Origin of the sequence: Mycobacterium scrofulaceum (assembly GCF_001667885.1) — a bacterium.
GTDB classification, from domain to species: domain Bacteria; phylum Actinomycetota; class Actinomycetes; order Mycobacteriales; family Mycobacteriaceae; genus Mycobacterium; species Mycobacterium scrofulaceum_C.
This window is the reverse complement of the sequence record NZ_LZJW01000147.1, coordinates 79,085-96,093: the sequence shown is the minus strand read 5'-3', so window position 1 is coordinate 96,093 and position 17,009 is coordinate 79,085. Positions and strand designations below refer to the sequence as shown.

General features: G+C 67.0%; 11 protein-coding genes. 3 read left to right on the top strand and 8 right to left on the bottom strand.

Annotated features, from left to right (window positions below; translation table 11 throughout):
- Window positions 1-6: 6 nt before the first annotated feature.
- Together A5681_RS21265 and A5681_RS21260 are read left to right on the top strand one after the other, a co-directional pair.
- Window positions 7-387, top strand: a complete 381-nt coding sequence (locus tag A5681_RS21265; RefSeq protein ID WP_067279873.1) for a hypothetical protein — start codon at window positions 7-9, stop codon at window positions 385-387.
- The gene (locus A5681_RS21260) at window positions 380-3,241 is read left to right on the top strand and encodes an RND family transporter (RefSeq protein ID WP_067279870.1); all 2,862 of its coding nucleotides are present in this window, start codon (window positions 380-382) and stop codon (window positions 3,239-3,241) included. The genes A5681_RS21265 and A5681_RS21260 overlap by 8 nt, the downstream gene beginning before the upstream one ends.
- On the opposite strand, the gene eccCa is transcribed toward A5681_RS21260, so the two are convergent.
- The 5 genes from eccCa to A5681_RS28075 all read right to left on the bottom strand — a co-directional run bounded on the left by eccCa (window position 3,222) and on the right by A5681_RS28075 (window position 11,695).
- Window positions 3,222-7,421, bottom strand: coding sequence for a type VII secretion protein EccCa (gene eccCa / locus A5681_RS21255; protein ID WP_067279867.1), 4,200 nt, complete (start codon window positions 7,419-7,421; stop codon window positions 3,222-3,224). The two genes, A5681_RS21260 and eccCa, sit on opposite strands and share 20 nt — an antisense overlap.
- Before the next feature lie 3 nt (window positions 7,422-7,424).
- Window positions 7,425-8,912, bottom strand: a complete 1,488-nt coding sequence (gene eccB / locus A5681_RS21250) for a type VII secretion protein EccB (protein ID WP_067279863.1) — start codon at window positions 8,910-8,912, stop codon at window positions 7,425-7,427.
- A gap of 2 nt (window positions 8,913-8,914) precedes the next feature.
- Window positions 8,915-9,796 carry a transglycosylase gene (locus tag A5681_RS21245; protein WP_231996386.1) on the bottom strand — a complete coding sequence of 294 codons (882 nt, stop codon included), beginning with the start codon at window positions 9,794-9,796 and terminating at the stop codon, window positions 8,915-8,917.
- Window positions 9,797-9,988: 192 nt separating this feature from the next.
- The gene (locus tag A5681_RS21240) at window positions 9,989-10,933 is read right to left on the bottom strand and encodes a hypothetical protein (protein ID WP_419866342.1); all 945 of its coding nucleotides are present in this window, start codon (window positions 10,931-10,933) and stop codon (window positions 9,989-9,991) included.
- A 141-nt stretch (window positions 10,934-11,074) separates the two neighbouring features.
- Complete coding sequence (locus A5681_RS28075) at window positions 11,075-11,695, bottom strand: DUF5631 domain-containing protein (RefSeq protein ID WP_331710670.1); 621 nt, start codon at window positions 11,693-11,695, stop codon at window positions 11,075-11,077.
- Window positions 11,696-12,616: 921 nt separating this feature from the next.
- Here A5681_RS28075 and A5681_RS28070 point away from each other — a divergent pair.
- Window positions 12,617-12,868 carry a hypothetical protein gene (locus tag A5681_RS28070; protein WP_331710669.1) on the top strand — a complete coding sequence of 84 codons (252 nt, stop codon included), beginning with the start codon at window positions 12,617-12,619 and terminating at the stop codon, window positions 12,866-12,868.
- A gap of 1,687 nt (window positions 12,869-14,555) precedes the next feature.
- On the opposite strand, the gene A5681_RS21225 is transcribed toward A5681_RS28070, so the two are convergent.
- The 3 genes from A5681_RS21225 to A5681_RS21215 all read right to left on the bottom strand — a co-directional run bounded on the left by A5681_RS21225 (window position 14,556) and on the right by A5681_RS21215 (window position 16,969).
- Entirely contained in the window at window positions 14,556-14,885 is a 330-nt protein-coding gene (locus A5681_RS21225) for a DUF2563 family protein (protein ID WP_067279854.1), read from the bottom strand.
- A 113-nt stretch (window positions 14,886-14,998) separates the two neighbouring features.
- A complete protein-coding gene (locus A5681_RS21220) occupies window positions 14,999-15,508 on the bottom strand; it encodes a pullulanase (protein ID WP_067279850.1) in 510 nt (169 codons plus the stop codon).
- An 18-nt stretch (window positions 15,509-15,526) separates the two neighbouring features.
- On the bottom strand, window positions 15,527-16,969 hold the full coding sequence (locus A5681_RS21215) for a CCA tRNA nucleotidyltransferase (RefSeq protein ID WP_067279846.1): 1,443 nt from the start codon (window positions 16,967-16,969) through the stop codon (window positions 15,527-15,529).
- Between the last annotated feature and the right edge of the window lie 40 nt (window positions 16,970-17,009).

Below are 17,009 nucleotides of genomic sequence, written 5' to 3'. Positions count from 1 at the left end.
TCAGTCATGACATGGACAGAGCTGCACGACCGGATGGCCTTCATGGCCGAAGTGATCAAAGCCGCCGAGATCGACCCCGAGGCGGCGCTCGCGTTGGTCACCGACTCACCCGAGGTACCCCGGCTGTTCGGTGACGAGGAGGGCCTGCTGCTTTCGCTGGGGCAGCGCTGGATCACCATGCTGGTGGCCAAGCTGGACCAGGCCGCACACGAGGGCGTGGCGGCCGAACAGGTGCGGGCCGACCTCGAAGCCGCCGAACCGGGCCTGCACGCACTGGTGCGGATCGGCTCCCGGAGGTCGCTGCGGGTACGGTCGCTCACGCGTGGCGAGCACGTGGCGGTAGGCCTCTTCGGTGGACCGAGCGGCGATCGGCAGACCGTTGCATGACCGACCGGGACTCATCTCTCGATTCACCGGTCGATACGCGGTCCTGATCGTCGGCCTGTGGATCCTGGCCGCCGGTGTCGCCAACCTGGCCGTCCCCCAACTCGAGCGTGTGGTCGATTCGCATGCCCGCTCCTTCATGCCCACCGACGCACCGAGCGCGGTCGCCGCCTCGCGCGCCGCCCAGCTGTTCGATCAGGAACCGAGCAACAACTTCGTTTACGTTGTGCTGGAACGTGATCAGCGGCTGACGCCGCGCGACCGGCAGTTCTACGACGCGATGACGACGGCACTGGGCTCTGATCGGCGGCACGTCTATGCGGTGACGGACCTATGGTCGCAACCCACGACGGCCGCCGGGGCGCAAAGCCCCGACGGGCGGGCCGTCAGCGTCATGGTCCGGCTGGCCGGAATGCTGGGCACCGCGCAGGCGCGCGATTCGGTGAACGCGGTTCGCGCCACCGCCCACCGGCTCTCGCCGCCGGCCGGCCTCGAAGTCCATGTCACCGGCCCCGGCGCCACCATCGTCGACGAATTCTCCGCGATCGATCGACAGATGCTCGGGATCACCGCCGCTACCATCGGTCTCATCCTGCTTTTGCTGTTGGTGGTGTACCGATCCCCGGTCGCCGCCGCGATTCCGCTGATCTCGGTCGGACTCGCCCTCGCCTTGGCTCGCGCCGTCGTCGCCGCGCTCGGCCAGTCGAATGTCGTTGAAGTGTCGCTGTTCTCGGTCGCGCTGATGGCGGCCATGACGCTGGGCGCCGGCACCGACTACGCGATCTTTCTCGTCGGCCGCTACCACGAGGCCCGCCGCGGCGGCGTCGCGCCCACCGAGGCGTTGACGCAGGCCTACCGTTCCATCGCCCCGGTGGTGATCGGATCGGCGCTGACGGTGTCGGTGGCCCTGGCGTGCCTGGTGTTCGCGCAGGTCGGGTCGTTCCGCAGCGCCGGGTTGCCCTGCGCCATCGGCATTCTGGCAACCATGGTGGCGGCGCTGACCCTGACGCCCGCCCTGATGAGCCTGGCGATCCGCCGCGGTTACCTCGAACCGCGGCCGTCGAGGACGGCTCGGCGCTGGCGCCGCGTCGGGACGGCGGTGGCCCGCTGGCCGGGACCGATCCTCGTCACCGCGGGCGGGTTGACCCTGCTGGTGGCGTTGCCGCTGGCCGGCATGCGGGTCGGTTTCAACGAACCCGCCGCCACGCCGTCGTCCACCGACTCCAACCGCGGCTACGTCGGCGCCGACCGGCACTTCGCGGCCAACGAACTGTTGCCCGACGTCGTCGTGATCCAGGCCGACCACGACTTGCGCAACCCGGCCGGCCTGATTGCCATCGAAAGGATCACGCGCCACATCATGGCCGTACCGGGTGTGCGGGCCGTGCGGTCCGCCAGCCGACCCGACGGCAAGGTTCCCGAACAGGCAACGTTGAGCTATCAGGCCGGCGTGCTCGGCCGTCAGTTCGAAGACACGGTGGACTCGTTGAGCCAGCGCCTGAAGCGGGTGTCCGAGCTGGACGGCGCGCTGGCGCAGACGCAGCTCGCGGTGGACGGCCTCGGGAGTGGATTGCGCGGTGGCAGCGCGGGATTGGCCGACATGTCCGGTGCCGCGGCGGACATGCGCGCCGGTATGGACGGGCTCCAGCGGAACGTCACGAATGTGTCGGGTTACCTCGACCCGTTGCGGGACTTCGTTGGTCGGACCCCCGACTGCGCGACCAATCCCATCTGCTCGACGGTGGATCGAGTGCTTCAGCCGGTCGACAGCCTGGTAGAGACGTCGGCGCGGCTGGATGCGGGCACCGCGAAACTGACCAGCGGCTCGAACACGGCCGCAGCCGCGATCGCCGGGTTGCCCCAAAGCGTCACATCGATGAAAGACGCGTTGGCGCGGGCGCGTTCCGCCACCCATGACCTGCTGAGCCTGTCTGACACCGTCGGACCCCAAATGCGCCAGCTGACCGATTATCTGAACGAGATCGCGACGCAATTTCAGGGCAGCGCGGCGGCGGACTTCTACATGCCGCAGCGGGCGCTGACCGACCCGCGATACGCCGCCGCGTTGAGTCATCTGCTTTCCGGGAATGGCCGCGCCGCTTACCTTTCGGTCTATGGCGATGGCTCGGAGTGGGGTGGCGACGGCGCCAAGCGGGCCGAGCTGGTCCGCGCTGCCATCAGAGAAGCGACCAAGGAAGGCACCCTGGCGCCGGTGGAGGTCGACCTTGCCGGTGTGGGCCCGGTGACCGCCGATCTGCGGCGCTTCGTCGCAGGTGACACCAAACTGCTTGTCGGCGCCGCGTTGGTCCTCATCTTCTTGATCGTCACGGCGATGCTGCGCAGCCCGGTCGCGGGCTTGGTCGTCGTGGGGACCGTCGTCACCTCGTACGCGTCGGCAGTCGGTGCCAGCGTGCTGATTTGGCAGCACCTGCTCCACCACGATCTGCACTGGGCGGTCGCCCCGATCGCGTTCATCGCGCTGATCGCCGTCGGCGCGGACTACAACCTTCTGCTGGCCCTGCGCATCAAGCACGAATCGTCGGCGGGTATCAAGACCGGCATCATCCGGGCCTTCGGTGGCACCGGCGGGGTGGTCACCGTTGCCGGCATCGTCTTCGGGATCACCATGCTGGCGTTGCTCAGCAGCAGCGTGCTCAGCATCGCCCAAATCGGCAGCACCATCGCGGTCGGGTTGCTGGTGGACACCCTGGTGGTGCGGGCCTTCATCGTGCCCTCCATCGTGGCGCTGCTGGGCCGCTGGTTCTGGTGGCCGCGCACGCTACCCCGCCGGGCCAGCATCGGGTCGAAATCCGCTGTGCGGGTGCCGGTTACGGCCGCTACTGCTGCTGCGCGGTAGCCGGCATCCCGACCAGTACCCCTTCGACGTCGCCGTCGGCGCTCACCATCAGCCCGCGCCCCGGCGGCAGCGCCTGGGCCCGGACCGAGCGGTTGATCCGGTTCTGCGGGTCGTTGTCCATGTACAGCTGCGCCACCTTCGCCGAGTTCTGGAACCTCATCCACGGATCCATCTGCAGCGTCGCCCAGTTCGCGCTGTTGCGGGTGGTGAACACGTGCAGGCCGATCTGTCGGGCGCGTTCCATCAGCTTCCACAACGCCGCCCCCACCGGCGGTTTGGGCGGGTAGCTCTGATCGGGGCGCAGGTCCTGCACATCGTCGATCAGCACGAAATGCCGTGGCCCCTCCCACGGTTTGAGCGTGCGCAGCTCTTCTTGACTCAGCCCCTTCGGTGGCAGCCGGGGCAGCAGAACCTGTTGCGCGAGTGCGGTGATCACCTCGTCGATCTCGTCTTGGTCGTAGGCATACGCGCGCACGTACCCCGGTCCGCTCAAATCGCGCAGACCGTGCGGTGCCGTCTTCGGGTCGATCAGCGTCAGCTGGGCTTCCTCCGGGCTGAACCGGCTCATGATCGCCTCGCCGATCGACACCAGCGACAGGGTCTTGCCGCAGCCCTGCCGGCCCAGGATCATCAAGCCCGGGCTTTCCCGCAGCTTCAACGGCACCGGGCCCAATTCGTGGCGCTCGCCGATCGCGAAAGCGATGGACAGGTCGTCGCCGATCGGATGCGCGGCGGAGTACTCCAGAATCGCCCGCAACTCCACCCGCTGCGGAAGCCGCTGCAGGACCGCGTGTTTCGTCACCCCAGCCACATCGGCGATCCGCGCGCCGACGTCGACGATGCTCACCAGCGTGCCGGTGGCGGGGTCGGTGAGCGCCGGGATCCCGACGCGCAGCTCGTGCAAGCTGTCGGTCAGCCCGAAACCCGGGCGGTTCAGCGTACGCCGCGCGGCGTCGCGGGACTCGAGCGAAGAATGCCCCATCTGGCTTTCGCTCGGGTCGGCCAGCCGCAATTGGATTCGGGCCGTGGCATTCTGCAACAGGCTCTGTCGTTGGCCGTGGATCCAGCCACCCGCGCTGCACATCACGTGCACGCCGTACTCGGGACCGCGGCTGCTCAGGGAGATGATCCGATCCCCCAGGATGGTGTCCTTCGAGTAGACGTCGTCGTAGTCATCGACCACCACGAAGACGTCGCCGAACGGGTCATTGGGATCGGTCCCGCCCAGGCCATCGCTGCCGGGCCCGAACCGGCGCTCCCTGAAGCCGTCGAGGTCGATTCTCAGCCGGCGGAACGAGTCCTCGCGCGCGTCGATCAGGGCGTCCATGCTGCTCAGGATCCGCTCGATGCCCTCGGCGTCCTTCGGGGACACGATGTCGGTGACGTGCGGCAGCGAGGCCACCTGCGCCAGGGTCGCACCGCCGATGCAGAAGAACGTCACACGCGCCGGGCTGTACATCGTTGCGGCCGAGGACATCAGCGTCATCAGGGCCGTCGTCTTGCCCCGCTGCTTGGCCCCGACCACGATGACGTTGCTGCGCAGCGCGTCGACCGCGTGGACCACCTGCTTGGACTCCTCGGGGATGTCCATCACGCCGACCGGGAACATCAGTCCCGGGTTCTCGCCGTAGTCGACATGCCACGGCTTGCCGCGGTAGGCGGCCACCAGGGTGTCGATGGGCTCAGGGTCCTCCAGCGGCTCGAGCCAGGGCCGGCGCGGAGACCGGTGCGGAACCTGGTGCAGCGACTCCCGAAGCACGTCGACGATCTTCTTCCTCTTGAAACCGTCGTCGTGGTAGAGGAATTCGTCGGGCTCGGTGTCGACGGCAGCGGCGGCTTCCAACGCAGCGGCGTCCGACTCATCGAGCGGCTGGTACTGCCAGTTGTAAAGCCGCGGCTTGGTCAGCGTCATGTCGACCGTGGTCGACACCTCCTTGGCCTTGGGTACCACGAAGGGCGCCGAGAGGTAGAAGCACCGGAACGGTTCCAGGTCGCGCGGCCCCACTTTCAGCAGGGCGAAGCCGTTTTCTTTCGACGGCAGGTGGTAAGCGGCGTCCGACCCGATCACTTCGCGGCTGTCGTCGCCGGACTCGGCCCGCAGCGCGATGCGGAACGCGATGTTGGACTTGACTTTCTGCAGCGACGACAGGTCCAGGCGCTGCCCGCCCAACATGAAGAACACGTTGGCGCCGCGGCCCTCCTGCCCGATGTGAATGATCAGGTTGATCCACTTCTCGTGGTTGGCAAAGAGTTCCAGGTACTCGTCGACGATGACCAGCAGGACCGGCACCGGCGGGAGGTCGCGCCCGGCGAGCCGGATCTCCTCATAGTCGTTGGCGTCGCGGGCACCCACCGAGGTGAACAACTCATAGCGCTGCTTGATCTCGCCGTCGATGACGCGGCGCATGCGTTCGGCCAAATGCCGCTCGTCCTTGCCGAGGTTCGACAGGGCGGCCACCACATGGGGGATGCCCAGAATGTCCTGCGCGGCCGATTCGAACTTCATGTCGACGAAGATGACGTTGAAGGTCTCCGGGGAGTGCGTCAGCGCGATGCCGTAGACCAACGAGAGGAAGAACTCCGACTTACCCGACCCACTGGTGCCGATGACGACGGAGTGAAACCCGAAGCCGCCGAAGTCTTTCGCGCGAATGATGATGTTCTGCAACTCGCCGGTGGGTTTCGCGCCGACCGGAATCTCACACCACCGTTCGTCGCCGCGGCCGCGCCGCTCGGCCCATAGCCGGTCCACGTCCAGCTCGCGGGGATCGACGATGCCCAGCCCGCGCAGCAACTCGGCGGCGCCGCCGGCTGAATCGTCGATCTCGCTGCGGCTCGTCGGCGACCACCGCGCCATCGCGCGCGCATACCGATAGGCGCGGTGAATCGACAGCTGGTCGGCGTGGGCGAAAAATTTGTCACGCACCCGCAGCAGGGGCGCCGGACGTCCGTCTTCGCCGTCGGCGTCGAAGCCGTTGCGGCCGAATTTGGCTTCGCCGTTCGCGCTTGGGCCGTGCCGCTCGGTCATCTCGAAGACCTGGTCCTGCGCGAATCCCACTCCGGTACCCACCCGGGATGCGATGCGCAGCAGCGTGATTCCCGCCTTGCCCACCTGGCCGACCACGCTCTCCCACGCGTCGGGGCTGCCGGTGTTGTCGTCCACGATCACCAGGTGCGGTCCCAGATCCACGGTGGCGGAACCGCTTTCCAGCGCTGAGCCCATCGCGGTCGGGCTGGCCGCCGCCAGCGGCGTCCAGGCGCCGCGCTTGCCTTTCATGTGCAGCTCGGCGCCGAGGGTCTCCTCCAGCTCCTCCGGTGTGGCGAACACCAGCCGCCGCCAGCCGCAGGCGTCGAACAACTCGTCGTGCAGGTTGTGCGGCAGCCACACCATCCATGACCACGCCTCGGGACTGCGGGTGACCACCATCAACTTCAGGTCGCGCGGGTTGTGGAACACCGCCAGCGAGCACAGCACCGAACGCAGCAGCGAGCGCAGCCGGTCCAGGTCCTCACCGACGAAGCTGAAGCCCGGCGCCGATCGCAGGTTGACCACCTTGGCGATGTCGCGAATCTTCCGCTGTTCCAAGATGAAATCGCGCAGCGCCTGTCCGGTGACGGGTTCGAGCTCCTCGTCGGAGGCGATGTCGGGCCAGGTCACCGACAACACCGAGTCGGGCGCGTGCTGTACGCCGGTGCCAAGCCGCACCTCGAGGAAGTCCGCATCGCCACGACCGCGTTCCCACATCCGCGGGCCGCCGATGATCGCGCCCAGCCCGCGGGGGTCCGAGTGCACTGCGTTCTGCCATTCGCGTTGCGCGCAGACCGCGGTCTGGATCTCGTCGCGGTTGCTGTCCAGGTCCCGCAGGTAGCGGCGGCGACCCTTTTCCATTTCGCCCCAGGTGATCTTGCGCGCCCGCCCGAAGCGCCCTGAGAACGCCAGCATGCTGAACGCGCCGATGCCCATCAGCGGGAAGAACCCGGTGGACAGGCTTCGCACCCCGGAGACGTAGAGCATCACGATGGTGCCGATAAGCGCGACGATGAGTGCCGGCACCCCGATCATCACCCAGATGTTGCGCGGCTCGCGCTCGGGCAGGGCGATCGGCGCATTGGGTGCCACCCGAACGGGTTTCGGCGGTTCGATCTTGACCCGGTTGATGGGGAACGCCTTCTTGGACATCGCCTAACCTCCCACCTTCGCCGATGTCGTCACGACAGCCGCCTTGCCCAGCGCCGGCACGGTGTCGCGAGCCACGAGCGCGGCCTCCCGCGACAAGGCCGGGCCCGCAGCGAAAGTGCGCAGCAACGGCCACGGCGCCTGCACCGCAGACGTTGGATCGAGCCCGAGTGCGCGCATCGTGTCGTCGTTGGCGGCGATGCCGAACCGCACACCGTTGTCGGACACCCAGAACAGTGATTCGCGGGAATCCGACGTGATCACCCCGCTGGTCGAGGTGACGAAGTTCGCCGCGCCCGGCAACACCAGCACCTGGTTGGCGACCACCGACGCCGGGTCGCGGTCGTCGCGCACCAGGTGCACGATCCGGTCGTCGAGGTAGGAGAAGACCGGAAGCCCCCGCCCGTTGTAGATGACGACGCGGGCCTGCGGATCCGTCGACCCCTTCTCCCAACCAACGCAGGTGGTCGGATTCGCCGCGGTATCAACGAAATTCAGACGCTTGGTCGGGTAATAGTCAACCGGCAGGGAGTTCACCTGGGGGATGTTGACCAGCACGTCGGGGGTCACCACGCGGGGCGCCGTCGACCCGTAGGAGTTCGCGCTGCGCAGCAGGTCGGCGACGAAGCTGGTGATCTTTTGCACCCCATCGGGCAACAGCACGTAGAACTGCTTACCGCCACCGGCGGTTTGGGCCTGCAGCACCGCACCCACCTGGGAACCGGAAACCCAGGTCGACGGCGTGCCCGCCTGAGGAACGTCAGGGACGCGTAGCGGCTCGGTTGCGGGCAGACCGTCGTACAGGGCGCGCGAAACCTCCACCGGCGACGTCACTCCGGGGTCCAGGCCCAGGCTCAGAGTGATCGCTCTGCTGGCCGGGTCGACCTGCGAGCGTTTGCCGCCCCAGATCACATACGTGTTGCCCTCGAAGGTCGCGAGCACGCCGGCGTCCTCGGCCAGGGGTGCCGCGCGGTCGCCGCCGTTGAGCGTGCCGGCGATGGACGTGACGACCGGCTTCTCCCCGCTGCGCGGGCGGCCCGCCGTGTCGCACACGGCCCACGCCGAGATCGCGCCGCGGTTCACCGGCATCGCCGCCGGGGCCCCGGGGATGCCGATGAGCGGGCCGGTCGGATACTTCGCGATCTCGCTGCGCTTGACCCACGTCGGAGGATTCGCCGTGCCGGTGGCCAACCTGGCGGATGTCAGGTTCAGGGCCGGGTATAGCCGGCCGTCGATGCGGGCGTAGATCGCGCCGGAGTCGCGGTCACCGATGATCGCCGATTCACCAACGGCGCCAGTAGGTTTCAGCACGTTCAGCAGCAGCATCCACCCGGAGGCGATGGCCACCAACAGGATCGACAACATCAACGCGGCGGTCTGCTTGCGGTCGTCGTGCTTCATGCGCACCGAGAACCGGGTGGTCGCCGCTCGCAAGCGTCGGTTGTAGAAGAGATGACCGGAATTCTGGTCGCGGTTCGACAAACTCAGCGGCATGCTCAGTACCCCTTGGGTGCTCGGCGAGGATCGGCCTGCTGAATCCGATCGGCCAAATTCGACGCATCGGCGGAGACCCCATAGCGGCCCATCGCATAGTTGATGAACGCGCACGCCTGCGCCAGGAGATTGTGGATGTCCCGCGACGTTCCCGGCTCGTGATAGGCCGCGAAGGTTGGCGCGATGAACTGCCAGGCGCCCTTGCTCGGCGTGCCACGTGCCGCGTTCGAATCCCAGTCGTTGACCGCCCCGGCGTTGTAGTTGGATTCGCGGCGAGCCACCAGATCCATGCCGCGCTCCCAGCGGGCGCGCGCCGCCGGGTCGTGAATGCCCTTGATATCCAAGGCTTTGCGGATCGCCGCAGCGACCGCCGCCCGCCCGATGCCCTGTTCGCCTCGCATCGCTGTCCGCCTTTGTCGGTAGCGCAGCCGCCTTATCCGCAGCGCCAGGAGCCGAGCCCTTATTCGTACTGTGGCGACGTGCCGGTGCTGAGCGCGCAGCCTGGCCGCCATCCGGGCCATCGCCTCGCGGCGCGCCAGCGGGGTGTCGGCTGCCGATGTCGTGTCGGCCATCGCGTCGTCCAGGACCCGTCGCGTCACCGTCCTTGCCTGCGCATGGTCGGCGCGCGCTGCCGCCATGATGTGCGCGAGCGCTCGGTCGGTGTCAGTGGTCCGGCGCAGTTCGGTCAACGCGTTCGTGGACTTCGTCGCTGCGGCGGCGGGAAGACCCTCGGTGCTGACTTCGGGACGTTCCTGGGCGGTTCGGACCGGAGCGGCGATAAGCTCGTGCGCGAACAAGCCGTGGCCGCGAGACAGCGCCGTCAACGCCTGCACCGCCAGCGGATCAGTCAACGACTGCCCCACCCTGGTCCCCTTTGCGCCCATCCGTCCTGGACACCCCAGCTACTCCCACACCCTCTGGCCGCGAAAAACCCGTGTCAATAGCATGCACGAATTCGCGGTTGCGGTGTCAATAACGAGTGACCCGAACTCGCTTGATTACGTAGCGACCCTACTGCCGACCGGATGACCCAACCACTCACCTCCGAGTGGCATGGGAGTGGCGCTGCAGCTGAGCTATTCCTTCGGCTCGTCGTCGGCGGGCATGATCACGATTCGCCGGTTGGGCCGGTTGGTGACCACGGTGGGCTTTTCCTCGCCCGGCTTGGGACCCGGAGCGCTCGGCGGCATGGTCAGGCGGCCCTTGACCGGCTGGCCGTTGGGGACGCCCGGGGCCGATATGCGCTTTTCAGGTGGCTTCTCTTTGTTGCCGCCTTCGCCGCCCGCGCCCATCGCGCCGGGTGGCATCATGCCCATGCCGCCCATGCCGCTCTGCCCCGACATGGTCGGCCCGCCGCTGACTGGGGGCGCCGCTACGGCCTTGGCCGCCCCGGCTGGAGTCGTCGGCGGGGAGGACGTTGGCACCGGAGGCGGACCCAGCGAGCTGGCCGGGGTTGTGCCGCCGCCGCCACCGAGACCGCCGCCCCCACCGCCCAAACCGGCACCGCCGCCGGCACCCGAGCCCGGGCCGACACTGTCGACCAGATGCGACTCGTCGGCGAGGCCGGCACCGTGGGCGCCCTGAACCGCGCTCATCAGCGGCTGGATCGCACTTTGGCCGGCCTGCATCGCCTGTTGCGGTAGCTGCGTCAGCGGGCCCATGATGCCGCCGACCGCACCGCCGAGCGCGCCCGTGATGCTCTGCAGCATCTGTTGCATCATCTGCGGGGCTTGCTGGCCGACGTTTTGCATCTGCTGCTGTGATTCAGCTTCGTTGGCGGGGAATTTCGCGGCCGCGTCGGCCGCGTGAGCTCGGCGGTCGGCGTCGGCGGCTGCGGCATCTGCGGCGTCTTTCGCGACACCGCCGTTAGCGGCGGCTTCAAGTGCTCCTCGTTGCCCGTCGGTCGGACTGGTTCCGCCCACGGAAACAGGGAAGGGCATCGGCGTCGGTGCTTCCGGCGCACCGGATAGGCCGCCCAAGATCCACGGGGAGCTCTTGATGGTGCCATCGCCTCCGGACATGCCTTCACCTCCACCCCGCTCGCAAACCGGCGATCACTTCGAGTGCGCTCTCGCACACGCAGTTGCTTATTTACTCAGTTTGGCATAGCCGTCGAGAAACGGTATTCACCCTGGATTCGGGCGCCGCGTGCTCACGTCCTTTTAGGTGCTGGTCAGATGGCTGGTTACGTCGAACCATGCCATGTGGTAGTTCGCCAGATACTGATGTCCATCGATCAGGGCTTCGATGGCCGCCAGCAACATCCAATCCTGGACAGCAGCCGCATCATGATCTGGATACGCCGTGAGGACCGATTCTTGAATGTCGGCGATGCACCTGCGCAAAAGCTCGGTCTCGTTGTCAAGCACGCCGGTATTCCGTACCGCCGGCGCCGCGATAGCTTGCGCAATTCGCGGCAGACCATCGCGCCGGCGCACAGCTTCCACGAGGGCTGGCCCAAGTTCGTCAACCTTGGGCGCGGCCGAGCGGGCTGGTCGATCACCGCTCAGCGTGGGTGCCTCAGGGTCTGATTCGGCGACGTAGGTGTTGTGCTCGTGAGCGGCGGCGACCACCACGGCTCCTAGTAAGTCGACGACGTTGGCATCGTGACGACGTAGAGCTGGTTCGAGCAGGGTTACGTGGGCCGGCAGTTTGACGTGCGGAGGTATCCATCCGCCGGCGAGGTCGGTGACAAGCAGGCTGGTGGCGCCGTCGTCGCGCAGGCCGGCCGCCCACGAAATTCGCGGCTCTTGGCGGGCTACCGCATCGACGAGCCGTTGCAACCGCTGCTGCTCGGCCGCCCTGCTGGACACCGCACCCGCCGTAGCACCGGTTGCCGCTGACATTGCAGATGCGCCCAGCATGCTTGACGAATTCGCGCCCGCCTGCCCGGCCGCGGTTCCGGCTGCTCCGCGTTCAACCGGAGAGACCAGCGGTCCACCCGCCGACGGGGACGATGCCGCCGAAGGGGCAACTGGCGCGCCCGAAACGGGCCCCGCCGGGGAAGAAGGCATCGCGGGAGGCGCCGTGACCGGCGGTCGCAGGTCGGAGCCGTACGCGGGCAGCGGACCCGCAGGGATGCTCGGGCCACCAGCTACCGGCGCGGACGGTCCCGACCATGAACCCCCGGTGATTACCGGCGCTACCGGCGCAGTTCCTCCCGTTGTAGGCGCTGCTGGAGCGGCAGGCGGAGGCGCGTCGGCCGGCGTGCCTGTGGGGATGAATACCCCAGCGCTGGGTGAAGTCGGTGCCACAGGCGGCGTCCCTGCCGGCGGACCGGCTTGCGGCGGTGTACCCGATCCCGATTCCAATGCATTCACCGCGCCGGACGAAATCCCTTGAGCGCCAGCGCCGGCCGGTTGTCCCGTCGCCATCCCGGATGCGAACGACTGCGCCAAGTTGGGTGAGCCAGTCTGGCCCAAGCCGGCGGGCGACATGCTCATGGGGCTGGCGGGTGCGCCTGCCATCCCGGGCGAGAGCGATCCACCACCGCCGGGGACGTGGACCCCTGGCGATGTGAGGGCTTGTTGTCCACCTGGCAATGACCCGATAGATCCCTGCGTACCACCGAAAGCGGCGGGCTGTGGTGAAGGCCCAGCGCCCGCACCATGCAAAGATGTGCTCGGTCCCTGCGTGCCGCCGAAACCGGCCGGTGTGGCAGCAGCCGAGGACCCACCCCCTCCCGACATCGATCCACCAGGCCCTTGGCTTCCGCCGAAAGCGGAATGCGTCAATCCGCTCACGTCGGATTCACCGATCTGCTGGGGTGGGCGCACGTCGCCGATGTTGAAACCGTTTTCACGAGCCCAGGTTCGGGCATCACCACCAACGCCCTCGGCGTCAAGAATTTTTTGAGTCGCCGTCATGAGTTTGTCGCCCGCATTCATGCTTGCGTTCGCGGCATCGCCGTTGCAACGCAACTGAACAGCCTGTATCTCCGCGACCTGCTCGGGTAGTGGCTTTTTCGAAGCTAGAATTTGATCGATCTCGCGATTTCCCATATTCGCTATGTCAGTCAATCTGCTTCGGAGATAGTCGATTGCGTCAGCGCTTGAGTTGAAGGCCGCCGATTTGGCCTGGTACTTCTCGGCGAGATCGAGATGAAGCTTCTCGCCTTGCTGGTACCTGGATATGAGGTCGTCGGCTGTGTGGCCCTGATTACTCGCCGCGATCGTCATCCACTGACTTCGGAGGCCCTCCGAAAACAACAGTTGCTCCGTGCATGCTTGGCTCCAATGCTGAGCGGCGCCACGCAGGGTCGTTGACGGCATCGGCCACCAAGGTCCGATCAACGCCGCTGTCCACTTGCCAGGCGGAAGGTCAACCGCCACCGCAAACCTGTTTCATAGCAGCATCTTTCGAAATTGCGTTACTAAGCATCGCGTGATATCCGCAGCAGTTCCCCCGGCTGGGTGGGCCGCCAGCCCGAAGGCCTGTCACCAAGATTGGTTCTCCACATGCACCGTCCTTCAGGTCACTGCCGCCCAGACCCCGACCCGCCCACGAACTCCTTCAACTCCCATACTGAAGCAAGCGGAGGAGCGGCAGCAATTCACCGCGAGTCGCGCCTTCGTTGCATGTTCGATCCTTTCGGGCTGCGCGTCACTGCGTCTACCCGGCGGGCGTTAAGGTAAATCTCGTAGTCGACCGCAGGCTCATGTTGGCTGGCCTGACGACATCGCGGGGGGCGGGACCAGGAAGATGTCATCGCGACAGTTCACAACGTGATCTGCGCTCTCTAATTGCAAGTCAGCCCCCTCCACACACCCTCTTCATGCCCGCATCCTTGGCATTGACGTCGGCGATTGTCGACTGCCACTGAGCTGAATCCCCAAAGCTCGCCACAGCAGCGGCGTTGCTATACGCCTCCGCTAGGGCAACAGCGGCGGCGCGATCACTTGGCGAGGTCGCGGGAGAAGCATCCAACGCTTGCCCCAGCAATACGGCGCCGTTGACCGTAGCAATGCCCGCCCGCTCCGGGCTTGCACCGTTTGTTTCTATCTGGACTGCTCGTGCGGCCAAGTTGTACACGTCGCAAAGCTTCTTGTGCGCTGCGGACGTCTCGGCGGCTGTGTACGTGGGTGCCGCCGAGGTGGTCGCCGGTTCTGGTGTGGAGTGATTCGTCGACTCTGCGGATGACACAACTAGCGCAACAGCGCCCAGCACGACCGCAACCGATGCCAGAGCCAGCGATGGCCACGTGCGTGGGCGCCGTACGGGTCGGGTTTGATAGTTGGGCTGCCAATGCCCCGGTGGCGGCCCGGTAGGCGCTACCCCGCCGAAGCTTGGAGGCGGATCTCCCACGCAGCCCTCCTCCCATCCCAGTACCTTGCGATCCATTCTCTTGAATTATCCACACGCATTGCAGCTCTACGACCTATCAGCATCGTTGATACGAATCAGACGTCGAGTCCTTTACGGAGGCTGGGGCCGCGACTCGTCAGTCGACAGCCGCTCACAACGCAGGAAATCACCGAGGGTCGCTATGACTTAGCTTCGATCTCGCCGTTGAGCAAGCAGGTATTGCCGGAGGGCAGCATGGCGGCCTGAACATCGCGCGGAAGTGACTACATCAGACGATTCGTCATCATTCGCGCCGCACAGCGCGAATGGGTCGAGGCGCCGTCTCTTCCGTCGGCGCCTTTAGATTGTCGACGCCGAGCCCCCAACCCCCGGTCGCACCGCTTCCATGTCGCCAGCATTGTTTTCGTCCATGCTGGTGAACCCTTTGGCCGCAGAGTGCGCCTTCGATCCGACATCGGTCAGCGTCCGCTTGTGGCCCTGCAGATTCTGCACGTGCTGCGTGTGCGCCGCAGTGACGGCCGCGTGGAATGCGTCCGCGGCGGCGAAGTCACCGAACATGCCCGAACCCAGCGGTCCTCGCGCGAGCTGGTCGGCTCCCTCTTGCGCATGCCCGCCGGCGCGGTGCGATTCGTTGCCCCCGGAGTGCAACAGGTCTGTGTCGACGAACATTGCCACCCCTTTCTGATCGACCGCAACGATAGGCGCATGGCCTAGTCACGCCGCTACTGACCAGGCTAAATACGCCGCGGGCAGCGGTCAATTCACGTTGGGCCGCCGAGCCGCTACAAGGCGCTCGCGCCGTCAGCCAAGCCGTCGCCATCGCTGTCGGTCAGCCGCACGTTCCACTTGCCGTCCCCGTCGGTGTCGACGTATTCGGTGACCCCGCCCTCATCGGCGCACAGCGCGCGATCGGCCAGCCCGTCGGCGTCGCTATCGAATAGCCGGTCATCGGCGTGCCCGTGCCCGTCGAAGTCGACCAGCGGGCCGCCTGTGTGCTCGACACCGTCGAGGCCGAACCAGCGCAGTTGTCGGCCCTGTTCGGTGGCGACCCCCCACGTCCCCGATCCGTCATCGGTGAAGTACGCCTCGGGCGTGCCGTCGTTGTCGAGATCGAGCACCGCGTGATCGGCGATGCCGTCCCCGTCGAGATCCGCGAAGGCGTCGTCGCGCAGCCCATCGCCATCGAAGTCCAGCCCGAACGCGTCGAGCCGGCCGTCGCCATCAAGGTCGAGATCGAGGTCGCGCTGCCACATAGAAGCCGTGCCGTCGTCGCCGGCCATGCAGTAATCCATGCACGATCCGACGCGCGATCACCGCTCCGGGTTCCCCCGCCCGCGCCACCAGCTCAGCAGCTCCGCGGTCGCCTCCTCGGTCGTCAACGGTCCGCGCTCCAACCGCAGCTCCTTCAGGAAGCGCCACGCCTCACCGACCTGCGGGCCCGCGGGAATGTCGAGCAACTCCATGATCTGGTTGCCGTCGAGGTCGGGCCGCACCCGCGCCAGATCCTCCTGCGCGGCCAGCTCGGCGATCCGTGCCTCCAGCCGGTCATAGCTGGCCTGCAGCCGGGCGGCCCGGCGCTTGTTGCGAGTCGTGCAGTCGGCCCGCACCAGCTTGTGCAGCCGGGGCAGCAGCGGCCCGGCGTCGGTGACGTAACGGCGCACCGCGGAATCGGTCCACTTGCCCTCGCCGTAGCCATGGAACCGCAGATGCAGATACACCAGCTGCGAGACGTCGTCGACCATCTGCTTGGAATACTTCAACGCGCGCAACCGCTTTCGGGCCATCTTGGCGCCGACCACCTCGTGGTGGTGAAAACTCACGCCGCCGTTGGGCTCGTGCCGCCTGGTCGCGGGCTTGCCGATGTCGTGCAGCAACGCGGCCCAGCGCAGCACCAGATCCGGGCCGTCGTCCTCCAGCGCGATGGCCTGCCGCAGCACCGTGAGCGAATGCTGGTAGACGTCCTTGTGCTGGTGGTGTTCGTCGATGGCCATCTGCATGCGGCCGACCTCGGGCAGCACCACCTCACCCATGCCGGTTTGCACCAGCAGGTCGATGCCGGACACCGGGTCGTCACCGAGCAGCAGCTTGTCCAGCTCGGCGGCTATCCGCTCGGCGCTGATCCGGCCCAGCTCGGGGGCCATCTCTTCGATCGCCTCGCGCACGCGCGGGGCGACGGCGAAGCCGAGCTGAGAGACGAACCGCGCGGCGCGCAGCATCCTGAGCGGGTCGTCGCCGAAGGACTCCGAGGGGGCGGCCGGGGTGTCGAGCACCCGCTCGCGCAGCGCAGCCAAACCACCGAGCGGATCCAGGAATTCACCCGGCCCCCCGGCAGTGATACGCACGGCCATCGCGTTGACCGTGAAGTCGCGGCGCACCAGATCGTCGTCGAGGCGCTCACCGAATTGCACCTCGGGCTTACGCGAGACCCGGTCGTAGGCGTCCGCGCGGAACGTGGTGATCTCCAAGCGGTGGTCACCCTTGCCGACGCCGACCGTGCCGAATTCGATGCCGGTGTCCCAGATGCTGTCGGCCCAGCGCCGCAAGATCTGCTGAACCTGCTCGGGGCGCGCGTCGGTGGTGAAGTCCAAGTCGGGACTCAGCCTGCCCAGCAGCGCATCTCGTACCGAACCGCCCACGAGGTACAACTCGTGCCCCGCGGACTCGAATGCCGACCCCAGCTCGCGCAGCATGGGCGCGTGTTGATTCAGGGCAACCGCGGCGGCGGCAAGCAGCTCGACATCGGCTTCGGACACGTTCGATCAGCGTAGTCGGCCGGAACCGAAGAACCCGTGT